12 protein-coding genes and 1 pseudogene are annotated in these 15,136 nt (G+C 43.4%); 5 read left to right on the forward strand and 8 right to left on the reverse strand.

What is annotated here, in order from left to right:
- Positions 1–3 precede the first annotated feature (3 nt).
- Together IG609_RS10240 and IG609_RS10245 are read left to right on the forward strand one after the other, a co-directional pair.
- The gene (locus IG609_RS10240) at positions 4–2,370 is read left to right on the forward strand and encodes a hypothetical protein (RefSeq protein ID WP_193399144.1); all 2,367 of its coding nucleotides are present in this window, start codon (positions 4–6) and stop codon (positions 2,368–2,370) included.
- A complete protein-coding gene (locus tag IG609_RS10245) occupies positions 2,370–2,801 on the forward strand; it encodes a hypothetical protein (RefSeq protein WP_193399121.1) in 432 nt (143 codons plus the stop codon). Before IG609_RS10240 ends, IG609_RS10245 begins: the two co-directional genes overlap by 1 nt.
- An 85-nt stretch (positions 2,802–2,886) precedes the next feature.
- On the opposite strand, the gene IG609_RS10250 is transcribed toward IG609_RS10245, so the two are convergent.
- Positions 2,887–3,219, reverse strand: a complete 333-nt coding sequence (locus tag IG609_RS10250; RefSeq protein ID WP_193399120.1) for a helix-turn-helix domain-containing protein — start codon at positions 3,217–3,219, stop codon at positions 2,887–2,889.
- Between the two features lie 195 nt (positions 3,220–3,414).
- On the opposite strand from IG609_RS10250, the gene IG609_RS10255 reads away from it, so the two are divergent.
- Positions 3,415–3,921 (forward strand): hypothetical protein, encoded by a 507-nt coding sequence (locus IG609_RS10255; RefSeq protein ID WP_488646067.1) that lies wholly within the window; start codon positions 3,415–3,417, stop codon positions 3,919–3,921.
- A gap of 80 nt (positions 3,922–4,001) precedes the next feature.
- Positions 4,002–4,325, forward strand: a complete 324-nt coding sequence (locus IG609_RS10260; protein ID WP_193399118.1) for an MbcA/ParS/Xre antitoxin family protein — start codon at positions 4,002–4,004, stop codon at positions 4,323–4,325.
- A 265-nt stretch (positions 4,326–4,590) separates the two neighbouring features.
- Here the strand turns inward: IG609_RS10260 and IG609_RS10265 are convergent.
- From IG609_RS10265 to IG609_RS10295, 7 genes and pseudogenes are all read right to left on the reverse strand, one after another.
- A pseudogene (locus IG609_RS10265) lies at positions 4,591–4,692 on the reverse strand (DNA helicase UvrD); the annotation flags it as partial.
- A gap of 162 nt (positions 4,693–4,854) precedes the next feature.
- Entirely contained in the window at positions 4,855–6,282 is a 1,428-nt protein-coding gene (locus IG609_RS10270; RefSeq protein WP_193399117.1) for a hypothetical protein, read from the reverse strand.
- Positions 6,279–11,231 (reverse strand): AAA domain-containing protein, encoded by a 4,953-nt coding sequence (locus tag IG609_RS10275; RefSeq protein ID WP_193399143.1) that lies wholly within the window; start codon positions 11,229–11,231, stop codon positions 6,279–6,281. Before IG609_RS10275 ends, IG609_RS10270 begins: the two co-directional genes overlap by 4 nt.
- 251 nt (positions 11,232–11,482) lie before the next feature.
- Positions 11,483–12,748: a S8 family peptidase gene (locus IG609_RS10280; protein ID WP_226374050.1), complete on the reverse strand. Its 1,266-nt coding sequence runs from the start codon at positions 12,746–12,748 to the stop codon at positions 11,483–11,485.
- Positions 12,666–13,655, reverse strand: a complete 990-nt coding sequence (locus tag IG609_RS10285) for a caspase family protein (protein WP_193399116.1) — start codon at positions 13,653–13,655, stop codon at positions 12,666–12,668. The genes IG609_RS10280 and IG609_RS10285 overlap by 83 nt, the downstream gene beginning before the upstream one ends.
- Positions 13,655–14,044 carry a TIR domain-containing protein gene (locus tag IG609_RS10290; RefSeq protein ID WP_193399115.1) on the reverse strand — a complete coding sequence of 130 codons (390 nt, stop codon included), beginning with the start codon at positions 14,042–14,044 and terminating at the stop codon, positions 13,655–13,657. The genes IG609_RS10285 and IG609_RS10290 overlap by 1 nt, the downstream gene beginning before the upstream one ends.
- A gap of 38 nt (positions 14,045–14,082) precedes the next feature.
- Entirely contained in the window at positions 14,083–14,595 is a 513-nt protein-coding gene (locus tag IG609_RS10295) for a toll/interleukin-1 receptor domain-containing protein (protein WP_193399114.1), read from the reverse strand.
- Positions 14,596–14,841: 246 nt separating this feature from the next.
- On the opposite strand from IG609_RS10295, the gene IG609_RS10300 reads away from it, so the two are divergent.
- A complete protein-coding gene (locus IG609_RS10300; protein WP_193399113.1) occupies positions 14,842–15,126 on the forward strand; it encodes a hypothetical protein in 285 nt (94 codons plus the stop codon).
- Positions 15,127–15,136: the final 10 nt, after the last annotated feature.

The following is a 15,136-nucleotide window of genomic DNA, read 5'->3' on the forward strand; positions in this document are numbered from 1 at the left end:
ATGATGAAAAAGCATTTTGAGCAATTTCAAACATTCATTACCGAACAAAAAAACTGGTTTGAACAACATCTGGCGACTGGCTTCGCTCAGACATGGGATGACCCTGCTTGGGCATGTGGCATCAAGGGCAGCGGTTGGTTGCGTGGCAATGGTAAAACCTCGTTGCGGTTTAATAAAATAGGCCGTGTCAAAGGAATTGAAGGGGATCTTATAATAAATGATGATTATAGTCAGTTTATGAAATCCATGCTGGTACTTGTATATCAGGGGCGGAACAGAAGTATATCTCCGGCTGTCGCCATGGCAACAATGATGATTTTGAAACGCTGGTACCATTCGTTGGTAGAAATTACGGGACAAACCCACCCAGTCTATCTAACCACAGATGTTATTTGTCGTGCAATGGATGTCCTCAGTGCTTCGTCATCACCTGGCGATCCTAATACCTCCAATTATAAAGGTCGTTGCGTCAGTCTTCAGAAGCTGATTAATCATCAGGCATTTACCTTCGTTACTTTGCAATATGTTTCTGATAGCCAATATACCAACAAATCGAACTTGACCCGTAAGGCCAAGGAAACAATTGCTTTAAAACGCCAGGATAAACTGGATGATACAACCACTGATGGTGAGGATTCGTTGATTACTATTCGTGGTTTCTTGAACATTGTCGCTTTAATTCATCGTGTTGAAAGTGATGCTGAAAAGATCGCACTAAATTGTTTACTACTGCTTGTAATCACTGGTTTTCGTTCTGTTGAAGCCTTCAACCTCAGACAAGATGCATTGGTTAAACGTCAGGTAGATGATCCGGCCGCACGTAAACGACTTAAGGGCAGAGGACTACCTGATTACTTCCTCGGCATACGCTATGTCGGTGTTAAAGGTGCAGGAGAACGCACGCACTGGGTAGAGCCGTTAGCTGTACCGCTTACTGAAAATATATTCAGCGCGGTTAAAAAACTGACCGCACCTATGCGTAAGCGACTGAACTATTTGAGGGACAAATCATTTAGTAATTATCTACCATCAGATATCTGTGCTCTGCCAGGCGAATTAGTCGAGTTGGATGATGTGGTTGAACATATTGTCCAAACTACATCAAATCTACGTGGCCGCGCTGGACGGCGAGATAAGACTATCAGGGCTTTAGTGAAACGAGGAATTCAGCCTGAAAAGGCATTATCAGGGCCTAAAAACACCAAATGCATTTATTATTCTAAAGCAGACCTTGACCGATACTTAAAACATGAATTCGGCTCTGGCGATATGCGATCCCCCTGCACTCACGCCTGGATGGAAAGCGGAAAACAGTACACGATAAATTATGAGGATTTACTGTTCATTCATGAAAAAGGTTCATTAGCATTACGACGCACACTGGCAGTGATGGCTGTCCCTTTACCGATTGATAACCGGATAATGAATAAATTTCTGGGCAATATTGATGCTGATGGGTCGATATTCAGTAAATACAAATTGCTGGAAGATGATGGTAACCCAACTCAGATGCGCACCCATATACCAAGGCATAATATCAATACCTTTCTTGCTATAGCGGAAGTATCAGACCATCTACAGGCCATGTTGATGGGGCGTATGGATATTACGCAAAACCGTCATTACCAACATTTGGCACTTTCTGCACGCAGAAAAGCGGCTTCGCTGATTCGTTTACCATCAACATCAGCGGTGTTAGCCCCCGAAGCTAACTTCCCTTCAGTTTTGACGCCACTGGGCATCGTTAAGCAAACCGGACACATGCTAATCACAGAGAATATGGCGCTTGATAACAACATTAAAGCCAATCTACACACCTTTGATCATCGCAACGATGTGGCTGGGTTTATCGAGGCGTCATTTGCCGGTGGTTTATTTGAGGATATTGCCGCAGCTTTTGAAGAAATCAGTAACAATGAAGGCCCAGAACAAGCAACCGAGATGGTGGAAAGACATGCTGTATTACATCCACTGAAATTCGGTTCTTGTACGCGTGCAGTTAATCTCTGGGGGTGTCCTTATCGGCTGAAATGCCAGAGTGTGACTTTTTGTGAGCATTTTACCCTTACAGGACGCATTGATGAGTTGCCCAATCTCTTCGCGAAAAAACAGGCGCTACTGCAATCACACTCAAAACTGACTCAGCTTGCTAAAAACCGGACGGATTACCAGTCAAAATTGGCTCAGATCGAACAAAGTTTGCAACATCTGGATGCTATCCACTCACAATGGTTGAGTCGAGTTGAAGCACAACGGTTAGTCTCAACAGAAAATGTGCTGTCAGGAGAGATAAAAGTTGAAGGAGAAATAAAGACATTGGCACAGCTTTTTGCTTTGGAGCACAAAAAACTGAAACAGGGGAATCTCTGATGCGTGGAAAAGAACTGGACACACTGATTGAACATGAACTACAACTGATGATGATTGAAGGCTTTGATAAATCGCCTATTTCTGCCAAAGCTTTGCATACCCGCCTTAAGGAAAAGGGTATTCTCAACGGAGGTTTAAGCACATTGAGCAGCTTGGAGCGAAAGCGGCTTATTGCAGCCTACGTTGATCAGCAGCTTAATCCCCTGAACTTACGTCCTAAAGAAAAACAACAATATGTTAACCGTAAAACCCGCCAGGCGTTATTGGCACGAAATCAGCAATTACAGAATGAAATCGATGAGCTACGCGATCAGCTGGCACAAAATACCACTGCCCTGATTGCAATTGTTAGAGCGGTGAAAATTAATACAACAATTCCGGTGGAAAGCCTGCTCGCTCCGCACGTAATCAAAGAGTTGCATAAATCGTAATGAAACAATTGTATGAAGACTATCACTAATAACATGGTGGTTAGTTGTGATGCACCGAAAGTGAAGTAACTTTTTTGAAAATGCCCTATTTTTTGATATTCATGACTGTTTGGCTCTGATTTTTCAACCTTTCGATCAACTGGATACGTTCTTCTGGCGTCATCTTAGATATGAGCAATGATAACTCTGCTGTTATCTGGTCGTCGCAAAAAAAGTAATTCAGAGGAACTCCCAGTTCACTTGCCATACGGCGCAATGTGTCAATGTCAGGGATATGTCTCCCCTTCTCATAATGATTCATGCGACTGCTGGCTGAGGCTGGATCAAAACCGACAAGTATACCCAACGCTCGTTGCGAGATGCCTGCTTTGATACGGGCTTCTTTGAGTCGTTCTGGTATTGGGTTGGTTGTGGACACGTAATCATCTTGAATAGCCTAGTGTTGCTTAGATTGTCTAAGTATCTTGCATTGCTGTATACTTAGCAATCCTAAGCAACAATTTTACAGAACCACATCGCTATGAATACTCGGGTAGCCAATGCTGAAGCTTATATTTAAGCTGCAATCAAAAAGGTAGACAGAGATAGCTTCACAGTCAATGAAATTGCATCTATTGTTGTTGGTGAATTCTTAGTCAAAAAAAATGTTGGCAATGCCAGAAATTTTGTATATCACCAATTCCAGAAAATGATCAAAAAAGGTTTACTCGTTAGAAAAAAGATGAAAAGCATCAACCAATTTGAATATACATTAACTAAGCAATTCTTTAACATCGTTTCTGAAATGAGGAGATCTTCCTCACTTCTAAAGTTTGAATCAGAAAGCCTAAATAATGAACTAAAAACTAACGGAACCGATGAAATATTAAAAAAAAGTTATGCAATTAAGTTGAATCGACACAGAATTAGATATGAAACGGAACTCGCTCATGTGATTGGTGAGAAAGAGGCTTTTGATGAAATCATCACTGATTTTCCAGAGCATAAGCTGGAGTTTGCGACAATTTCAGATGAACTTAATAAGCAGGTTTTTCGTTTAATGGGCAAAATTAACGCAATTGGTAGAATAAAATCTCAGATTTCTGAAGTTGTATATAAGGGAAGCGCTGCTATACGTTGAGGTCATAGCTTAACTGAGCGATTAGTATACTAATAAGTATAACATTATTTTTTAGTATTAAATTACTATAGGTGTTTTCTATGAAAAATTCGGGGCGAAATTCCACGATGGTTGACATTGTCAGCTTGAAAAAAATGACGCCGATTCAGAGGAAAATACACAAAATGACGCTGCTGAAAACATCATTTGATGACGCATGCAAAAAAAATACATTGCGGTCTTCATTGATATCAGAACGTGCGATAGAATTATTCGAGGGCGATGCTGATCTGGCTAAAAAATGGTTAGCGGAGCCGAATCGGGCATTAGAATGGATATATCCTAATGAAATGTTGTCGCTCCCATCTGGAATAGATGCCGTTCTCAAATTGATAACTCAGTTGCAGCATGGCGTTTATCCATAAACAATTTAGACGTAAATAACGTTGCATATTATCGCTCCACTTTAGCCAGACCATGATGATTGCTGGGATTAGTCGGCTACCAATTCCATTATGATATAGGCGATTGTTCTAGAACTGACTCTGAGCGCCCCTTTTTCGAGGTGCGTTGCTGCTATATATGACTGGTTTTCGTTCTGTTGAAGCATCCAACCTCAGATATGATGCTCTGGTCTAACAATCTTCGCAGCAATCAGGCGATGGCTTCAAAAATACAGAGATTACTAACTCAGAGCTCGAACCGCCGCGGTTGGGCTTCAGGGACAAAATAAATATTGCCACGTGCCCGCGAGCACGCAACATAAAGCTTGTTGCGGGATGACGGTGGCAGTGCCTGAACCCCTGCTTAGTGGTGAGTAAGCTGGAATTTTCTGGCATGGGCTTCCTTCAGGCTATAGCCTCGCAGGGACAATCACCACCTCCCGAGGAGGTGGTTTAAGGCTGAAAACAAAAGGGCAATTAATTGCCCTTTTTAATCAGTCTGCAACGATTTTTAAACCATTGCCGAAATTGCGCCACAGTCATGAGGCTTATCAAAACCAGTGGTGCCTTTGACATATTCAGTAATCAGAGCACCAATAATCTTAACTGCCCCTTTGTTCGTTGTGATGAAGCCCAGTGGCATCGTCACAGGCAATATTTCGGGTTGAGAAATATGATAGATAACAGCAGATAACTCATCCTCAAGATGAAGGATCTCAACATTACCATCTAACAGTCCTTCAACTAGCCCTTTAGCGCACGCGTGGAATTGCCCAAGTTCATGCTTCCACTGTCTGGCAACCCGGACATCAGCTGCATCTTGGACGGGTACGTATAGCACCGGTTTATACAGTCGCTTATCCTTCGTAGCCGACCTGTTAAGAAAATCGCTCATGCTTGAGATAAATCGGACATTCTTTGACCAGTAGGGATCTGATGGTGCTATCCAGACAAACGGGCTACCGCCATAATCGGTTTTGTCTCTGATACGCTGATTGAGCACCGGTGCCAGAGCTTTCTGCAGCTTTTCCCAGTTGTGTTTAGAATAAACCGGTCCTAAAAAAGTCGTCCTGCCTGAGCCTGAGTATTCTTCCATTGCCTGCATATCATTGATAAATAATGGATTTATCTGATTCACTTTAGAGTCAAACAGCTTAAGCGTAAGGTCATCATTGAGGGATATCATGGCCTTAAAAATGCTCATGGTATTGTTATGTCGTGATAACCTGGCTATCTCAACAGCCATTAACTCATGAACACATTCCGAACTGTTTAACTGTTCATAGTCTTCACGCTCGACAGCCTTACCATCGTTATCCATTTTAAATTCGGTTGTTAAACGGAGCGGTATTTGCCGCAGCTTATTAACAGAATTAACGGTATAGATAGACGGTTGTTCTTTTCCGCCCTGAGCTTGCAGGTGGGACAGGTAACCTTTATCCAGGATTTGATTAAACTGGTACTGAAAGTGCTTCTCAACCAGTTTCTCACTTTGAGAAATGTTGTTGTCATCAACCTTTAATGTTAACCCTCCCCTCCAGTGGTCCTGGAAAGTCTGGTTGCTGAAGCAGCTAAATGTGGCTAAATCAAAGGATAAGGTACCGCCACTGTCCTGGATAGTTGAAAGGTGCGGTATCTCGCCAACCTCTGAAAAATAGCCATTTGATTTGTCGGTTAAGGTCAGTCTGCCATCTGAGGAGAGCGTCAATTCGCCACGCTGCACAAGATCGGAAATCGCCTCCTCCGTCTCACGGTGGGTCAGACCGAAATAGGCTGCTATTTGTGCTTTGCTCATCGAGGCTACATGAACAAGCCTCAGCACAAACTCCCGGATGAATGGCAGCCCTTTCTGGGAAACATAGGAAAACTGAATGTTAAACCTCTGTGCAGGCAGCAGGAAGTCAACCTCGTTATAGGTTACTTTGTTATCAGATATCATTTCTTTTTGCCTCCCTGCTGAGCGGAGAGGAACCTGTATCCAGCTTCCTGACCTCGTTCAGCCATATAACTTACAACGGAGCCTAATGGCAGTTCTTTATTGTTTCCCTTCCAGATATCGGCATTACCCACAATCAACAGGCGATCCATTGCGCGTGACATCGCGACATTTATACGGTTTGGCGCGCGTAAGAAACCTGGGCTATGCTGCTTATCCGAACGCGTCAGTGACAGGATGATGATCCGGTTTTCCTTGCCCTGATAACTGTCAACAGTGTCAATTTTAACAATGTCCTTAAATCCCTCGCTCCAGATTTCCTGATTGAATTTCTGACGGAGCAGCCGTTTTTGTTCGGCATACATACATATCACGCCGATAGCGGCTTCATCTTTGTTAACGAGCTTTGAAAGCTGAGCGACAAATTCTTCGTTCTCTGACACCTGTTTAAGGACAGAAATAATCTCGTCAGCTTCACATCGGTTGTAAATGCTTGTTCCGCGATCTTCAAGATGATGTGCCCGGTGGCCCAGATTAGCAGTATCAAGCCAGGTTACGACGCTACGTAACGCTTCAGGTGCGTGCTGATAGACATCCGGAATCGCCCGTTCTCCATTCAGAAGCTTCCTGTCATAGAACGTCTTCGATACGAGATCGCCAATCGGCGGAGCCATGCGATACTGGGTAAGCAGAGCTGCACTCGCTTGCGCACCATAAGCAGAGTTGAAGGCACGGGCAAAGTCACTTCGTAATACCTCGTCAATTTCAGTGCGAGAGTTATTGATACCCAGCTTCCTCGCTAATGCCGCCTTGTGGGCATCTGAGTACAACGGGGGAAGCTGTAGGTGGTCACCCACCAATAGGACGCGTCGGGCCGACTGCATTGCAATGGCCAGTTCACTTGCAATCGAGCGCGCTGCTTCATCAATGATCACCCAGTCGTAGATATTCTCCTGAATGCCAATGTGCCCCTGTCCAATACCAACGCATGTGCCAGCCACTAACTGCCTGGAGCGCGAATAAAACTCGTCCAGGTTCACTCGCTCTCCCGACATAGCATCCTGCATATCACGGGATATTTTAGCTAATGCCTTTACTCGTCTTGCCTCATCAGGTCTGACGCCATAATCCGTACACAGCCTGGAAATCAGAATGTCTTTTGCTGCAGAGACCTTCGCGCCTTTATCCAGGTTAATCCCATATTCCTGACTCAGCCTGGAGCGGATGGAAAAATCGAGTTCGACTGCAATATCTTTCAGTTCACCGATCTCTTTTGAATCCGTTAAATCGTTAACCTGATAGAGCAATTTCTCAAGGTGATCGATTTGCCTGAACAACCTGAGCTCAGCAAGTACAACGCCCGAAATAAATCCCGTCTCCAGACCAATGGCTTCACTCAACGCTTCAACACGATACTTAATTTCAGCATTGAACAGTTCGCGCTTCTCCGTTGTGATTGCGTTTGAATACACATCTTTCAGGCCAGGGGAAACAGCCCCTTCCCGGTTGCTGAACCTGACGACATCCAGCTCTGTACCAAGCCGGGAACAGTGCTTTCTGATACGCTCGGCCGCTGTATTCACAGCCTCGTGTGACTGGCTGACCAGTAAAATACGTTTGGTATTCTGTTTCTCAATCAGGTAGTGGACAAAGGCCGCGATGAACTCGGTTTTACCAGTCCCCGGTGGCCCCTGAAGCAGGGATAGAGGGCCATTATTGACCAGTTTGTTAAACGCCTTTCTTTGCTGCTCATTTAGACTGATCTTGTTTCCGTGCTGGTCTTCACGGTCATATCTGGCAAAATCGGCATCGCTGAGAGTGATACCATAATTTTGAGCCACCTGTTTGCAGGATGGGTCGAACAGGTCAATTAAGTCAGGCAGCACACTTTCTCGATCGAGGAGACGCTCCAGTGCGCGTTTACGCTTCTGATAAGACGCCCGATCCTGCTTTGTACGGAAGAAGACAATATCAGAATCCTTCAGCCTGTAGGCTGCTGAACGCACTTTGACCAGACGGATCTCTTTGAGCTCTGACTTCTTAAGTGACACCTCACCTATAAATCGCTCAACACCTTCCTGATCGACCTGTAAGGCTTCGACTTCATCACCACTTCTGAATGCGCCAAGAGGATCAACGTCTGCAGAGTAAGGGAGAAGTAGCTCTCCATGAGCATCTGCAACCGGGACCACCTCTCCGCTGACTTCAATGTTTGGGTAGGATTCAGTTTCAGTATCCAGAATGGTGCGCCAAAGCTTCACCGTCGGGATTTCCAGCACTTCTTTTAAAGCAGGCTCAAGCGCCTGCTTATCCAGTCTTGCAAAGGCATCTTTTAGCTGAAGCGTAAGCGGATCCTGTTCCTGAACGTCTTCAGACGCGGCAATCAACTCGATTGCCCGCCCAAAAGATTCTTCTTCATTAAGCAAAACTGTCAACGCCGACATATCCTGCGGACTGCCGGGAGTAATCCTGATGCCGGTACCAATTTCGAACTGACTTTCATCAATATCTTGCTTACGAATGGATGTGCGAGCCCATGGCCTGAATCCATGAATCAGCGTTTTCTGCTCTTTGTGGAATACTGCAGTGAAACTGCCACCTATCCCGGTGAAAGTCACTTTTACTTCAGCTTGCACTTTAGGATTTGGCTCAACTTTGACATACAGATGCCCGTTATCAGGCAGGACAGAGATTATCTCATCGGCGTTTCCTGCTGTTATCTCTATCAAGGCTTGTTCTGACGCCAGGTTATTACTGTCTATCGCTTTTTTAAACCGCCCTAAATCCTTAAACCCAAAAACCGGGTCTTCCAGCTCAGCCCGGATGGCATGCGCAATAGTCTGATAAATGTCTGATTCCTGCCCCCATGACAAGCCTAACAACTCGCAGGACATTTTCATCACTGCGTAGTTGTCGCATTCAAAGGAAGTACAATTATCGATGTATTCAGGGCTGTAGCTGTGGTTTTTAGGTTCGTCACCGGACAGTGAAAAATCGGGGATATCGATGAGGAAAAGCGAACGACTCTGTGTCCCAAGCATTACATTGCCAGGATGGATGTCCCCGTGAGAAACACCCAGACCGTGTAAGTGCTCAACGGCGGCGACGAACTTACCAATGAGGTCGATTTTTTCATCATCGAGGACCACCATTTTATCCCAGGTTTCTCCCTGTACCTGATCCGTGACCATATAGAGACTTGATGATTTAGATGCGATACCGAATTCACGAATTTCAGGCAGATACGTTGGTTTAACTAAAGAAAGCTGCTCAACCTGCTTTAAAAACTTCAGAACCTGGAAGTTAATTGACGGATTGTCTCCCTGCCCCCCCACGTTCAGCCAGGCCTTCACGAGCCTTCCACCCGAGATATAGACTTCTTTGTCGGATGTTTCGACCAGAAAGTCATCGTCTTCCCGGTACTGACGAGAGTGATTGATAGCATGCCGGTAAGGGTCAAGCTCAGTATCATCAAATGTTGGGATAGCCTTGCCAGCAGGTTCGGCTTGTTTCAGGGCATCAAAGAATTCTGTCGCGGAAGTAAATTTTGCAGCAACGGCATCCAGTAATACATATGAATACCAGTGCTGGCTGTTTAGCATACTGTCCTGTACTGTCTCCAGACTCTTTGGCGACATGCGCGTACCGCTTAATAAGTGCCAAGCTACAAGGCCCAGGGCATGAACATCCTGCTGAAAAGGCGTAAGCTCGCCCTCATCAAGCATGTCTTTTACCTCGACTGCACCTACGGATAAAAGCTTACGGTAATCGCCGACCGTTCCGGCTGGCCGGTGGTAAGCCGAAATAAAGTTCGAAAGGGCAACTTCTTTTGAAGGTGAAATCCACAGGCTGTGATCGGCGATATCCCTGTGCGCAATTTTCATCTCATGGAGATCACTAAACTTCGCAATGAGCAGTTTCACCACATTCAAGCGGTCCATATCAGAAAAGGCCTTACCATATTTTCCGATAAACTCATTAAACCGGACATGGCCCGGCGGAAGCTCATAGACTTCACTGTACTCGGCCGTGACCTCGTCTTTCTGAAAACTCGTCAGAGACCTGAGGCAATGGTTATACATGTCACGGTTCTGGTGATTGATGTGCTGTAACACTTCGCGCTCACGTGAAACGATCTGAGCTCGTCCTTCCGGGGTATTCGCTTTCGTTCCCGCGATATTCCTAAAATTCCACACTCTGAGTAGCGCTTCGCTGTTCGCTGATATCTCAGATTTTGCCAGATATTCGCGATACACCTTTTTAGGATGTTCGAAAATCATATCCTTAGCCTCGTAGCCATTAACTCTCAGGGCTTTTGGCGCCGTCTGAGGCCCCAGGAACAGATTATCAAAAAGAGGAAAATCCTTGTTAAGAACCTCGGAACCTCGGTGCGGTTTGAAGTAGCTATTGAATGTCCTGCGATCGGCAAACTTCAGAAAATCTTTTAACGAGATCGTATGGTGAAGTTGTTCCTCCGGCAGCGCGCTGAAGTCCGCATTGCCGGTCATCACAACAAAGAAATGAACAATCGGGGTATAGCCTTTGTTCGTAAAACGGTTTGCCAGACGCTTGAGTTTGTTGTCTAGCATGAATTTTTTGCCACGGGTCACGCTTACGGGCGAGCGCCCCATGTTCTTGTCACCCTTATACCAGGTATCTCCGCGCGCGGTTACAGGCTGATGGTTCCAGTCTTTCAGTTCAACAATGATCACGTTGCAGTGTGTGACAATAACTAAATCGAATTCACCCTCTTTTTTTGCCTCAACAAATCGAAAACCCGCATAACCTTTCCAGGGGAACATTCCATTGCCGGTAAAACCATAGCTTTGTAGCTGCTCGCTAATTGAACCGCCACGGACAGGCTTGTCAGGCATAGATACGTTGACTGAAAAAGCAGCCTTTATTTTCTCGATAGCCAACACTTCCTGCTCTTGTAAGCCACCATCCCACATTTCTACTTCCAACGGAGTTCCCCTTAGATTTCAGTCTAAATTTGCTTAAAAAGTCAGGCTATTTATTCTGGTCAATAACGGACGAATCGGACTCAGTGCTCTATATAACTCGTATTTCTCGCTACCTAATGTAAGGAAAGACATAGCTGGTCGAGATGCTACAGAAGGAAATCTTGGATGTGTTTTTGGTCACAAATTTTAGTGTAGTGATAAAAAACGACACCTAATATTTTTACCACTTTATGGTGATATCATGGCGCGGTGACTAGTCCTTGTCCATAATCGTATTCGGTAGTACTACTTAGGAAATTTCTTCTTGCAGTTGCATATAGCTGACTTGTTACATTTTTTGCAGTTGGTGAGACTCTTTGTTGTCTTCGTTCTTCCCACCACAGAGCCGCAACGCCAGCAACATGAGGGCAAGCCATGCTGGTTCCATCCAGAGTCTTAAGAGTATTACCAGGCCAGGCGGATATTATGTCAACACCCGGTGCAGATAAAGAAACATTTACATTGGAAAAACTTGCGATATCATAATCTTCAATAGCCACTTTACAGGCTGCTGCAACTGATATAACACCCTCTGCACAAGCTGGTAATGAAGTCGATATTTTAAATTTAATATCGTCATCTCTCCTGCTTTCATTACCGCTCGCTGCAACAAAAAGTGGGTGATATCCGAAACCAGCATGAGATTGAGATAATTTTATTAACGAATCAAACATCCTTAAATTATCACGATATGATTCTAACGCTGTAGATGTTGCCAGTTCTACAGGCCATCCATTATCGACCTTGTATTTAACCATTCCCGGAAAATCAAATCCTAAGGACATTGAAATAATATCTGACTTACATTCTAATGCCCACAACATGGCCTTAAAGAGAGAATCAGATGCCCCACCCCCATTTTCACCAAGCACTTTGGCGATAAATGCACATTCGATGCCTTGCGCGATACCTATTCTTACGCCATTGACATCGCGACCAAAAATAGTTCCTGCACAATGGGTGCCATGGCCATTAGAATCTCCATTTCCTTCAGCGGTAAAGTCTTTTTCGGTTATTTTCGTGCCAGAAAAAGCTGAATGTGACTTTTCAATCCCTGTATCTAAAATGGCAACCTTGACCCCTTTACCTGTATACTGACTATCATTAGCTTTAATTGCATCTAGTCCCCAGTTTGAGTGAGTGTCTGTTTCTGCTTTATCACTGGAAAATGGTTTAATCAGGGATACTGGCATTTCCGGCGCTATCATTTCAATATCGGGGTCTTTAATAAAATCACTGATGTCTTTTTCATTGAGACTTTCTGTTGAAAGAGAAACATGATCTAACTGTAAGTTATGGGAAGATAAATTTCTACTAGATGTATAAATGTTGTTATTCAGGGATGGTTTTTTCTTTAAAATTAAATAATTGGCCATTGTAATATCAAATCCTTTTCTTCTCTGCAAGATTTCTGTAGTGAGCACCAAGGGCTGTAAGTTTACAACCTTTTGATTCAATTGCTGCATAAAACATATGATCTGCATCCACAGGTATTACCAAGCCATGCCTATTACATTGCTGTAGTTCTCTGAATATAGCTATATTAGCCTCATTAACAGGAAAATGGCGAACTTCTTCTGGCACTGTATTTCTGTCAGGCTCAAAAGATGGGTCTAAAGGGAAAATAAAAGCAGGGTCTGGAAAATATTTGGGTAAGTTTCGTAATACTGTTGGAGGAACCTTAGGTTCAACCTGCCTCAGTGCTATAAAGTTTTGAACATTGGCTTTATATATAGGTCTTTGTTTCCAGGGGCCTAAGGTCTGGTCAACGTGAGAATAAAGGGCTGCAGGTGTAATGTTACCCCTGATATCAGCACAACCGCCTTTTAGGCCATCCAGCAGGATGTCAGTAAATATCCCATGACCGTTTCCTTCTGCCGCTAGGCCGTTTCTATGTGACGCAGTCAGGATAGTAACCCCGGTACCAATGATTGAAACTTTATCATCGTTAATTGCGCTTATCTCCCCCGCATATCCTGAGTGGCAACAATCCAAAATAATAACTGTTGATTTTATCCTAGGATGAGCTTTATTTGCTATTCCGAGAATTTCCTGCAACGACATTCCCCATGCGCCTTTTTTACCATCAACGCTAACAATAAAACCGGAATTTGTCGCTGGATCAATAACGCCATGACCGGCAAAATATAATACAACGATATCAGCATCATCCATGAATAGTTCAGCTATATTTTCATTAAGGAACTCTGATGTTATCTCGAATGAGTCACTGGTAACCCTTTTGACATCAAAGTTAGGGTCTCCATTGCCATTGGTTTCGAATAATGTTGCTAACTCAATGGCATCACTTACACACCCTCTAAGGGGCTGTGTAGGATAATCATCAATCCCTATAATCAAAGCTCGTCTCATTATCTATTACCATTAATTAATAATTTTAGGTTGCTCCATGTCCACCGATAAAGTTTATCACTTAGCGAAGCTGCTGTTGGTTTTTGACAGGTTTTATCTGAATAGCCTGAAAGGAGGAAATAGGGAATATTTTCTTCTTTCGCTATTTTTAGCTCAGCACTCACTCCAGTTGCACTTGCGGTATGTTCACCACAAATCACGCACACGACATCTACTGCTTTAATCCGCGAACGGGCTTTATCCTTCCAGTTATCGTCGATATGTTCTTTGATTGACCAGTCTGCAAGCTCAAATGGACTATCTTCGTTCTTTGATTGACCAACTAACAACGTTTTTAAGGACGAGTCATGGTCGTAATCAAAACTGATAAAAACACGTTTTTTTGACATTTTTAAACCTTCCTTGCTGTATGAGAAAAAGAATCTTATTAGTAACCACGTGATATTTTATGTTTTAAAGAATTATGGAATCTGTCAGCATTCGCCTGAATAACTGAGAATGATTTAGCAAAGGTATCACCTGAAGAACGAGATTCTCTACTAACGGTGGCAGACTCTAGTAAAGAATTTCTACGATCATTTTTATACTCATCGATGAAATAATCCATATGAGACATAGAGTTCATTTGAGGCCATTTTGAAAGATATTCTGGAGGATTACTAAGGCCAGTATTGTATGATGCGATTCGTCTTCCAAGAATAGTAGCCTCACCAATTTCAAATGGAACCCACCATGAGAACGTTGTTTGCGAGGACAAAACTGCAATCAGGTGCGTTGACGATGATATATTCTTAGTTATCACTGAAGTAATATCATCAGTAGATTGCGACTCCGAATCTAAAAGATCAATATAGGTATCAATCCCTGCAACTTTCAAGCGCGAATGAATACTTAATGCTATATTAAGATCGTTGCGTCTATAACTGATAAAAACAGACATACCATCTCCATGCAGGCGAAAATAATAAATTCAAGAAAATCATAACATGAGAATAATCTTGATTGCAATGCGAAGGACTTGTGATTTTATAAAGAAAATCAATAAACTACCACTTATCATGCAAAGTCATTAAATGCTATAATGAAGTCATCATTTTACGGTGCATTGTTATTTTAATTATAATAGTTACATCTGAATTGGTTTGCATTCTAATAATTTAACAAAAACTAGTGCCGTGAGGTTATCATGAATAATGAATTTAGTAACCTGTCTTACGATATGTTGGAAGAGCTCGCTGCGATAGAGCATGAAAGATGGTCTAGATGGCAGAGCTACCTTCATGATAAATGTATTAGAAACGAAGATGGCTCACTTACAATACCTCGCGAATTTGTAGATAGATGGCATGACCAGATGTCTAAACCCTTTTCAGAATTATCAGAAAAGGAGAAACAGAGTGATAGAGAACTAATCTACGAGTCACAAAAAAGATTAAAAAAAATACTATCTATCATGACTACTCAGCGCTAGGGGGGAGTTA

This window comes from Pectobacterium quasiaquaticum (assembly GCF_014946775.2).
Lineage (GTDB): Bacteria > Pseudomonadota > Gammaproteobacteria > Enterobacterales > Enterobacteriaceae > Pectobacterium > Pectobacterium aquaticum.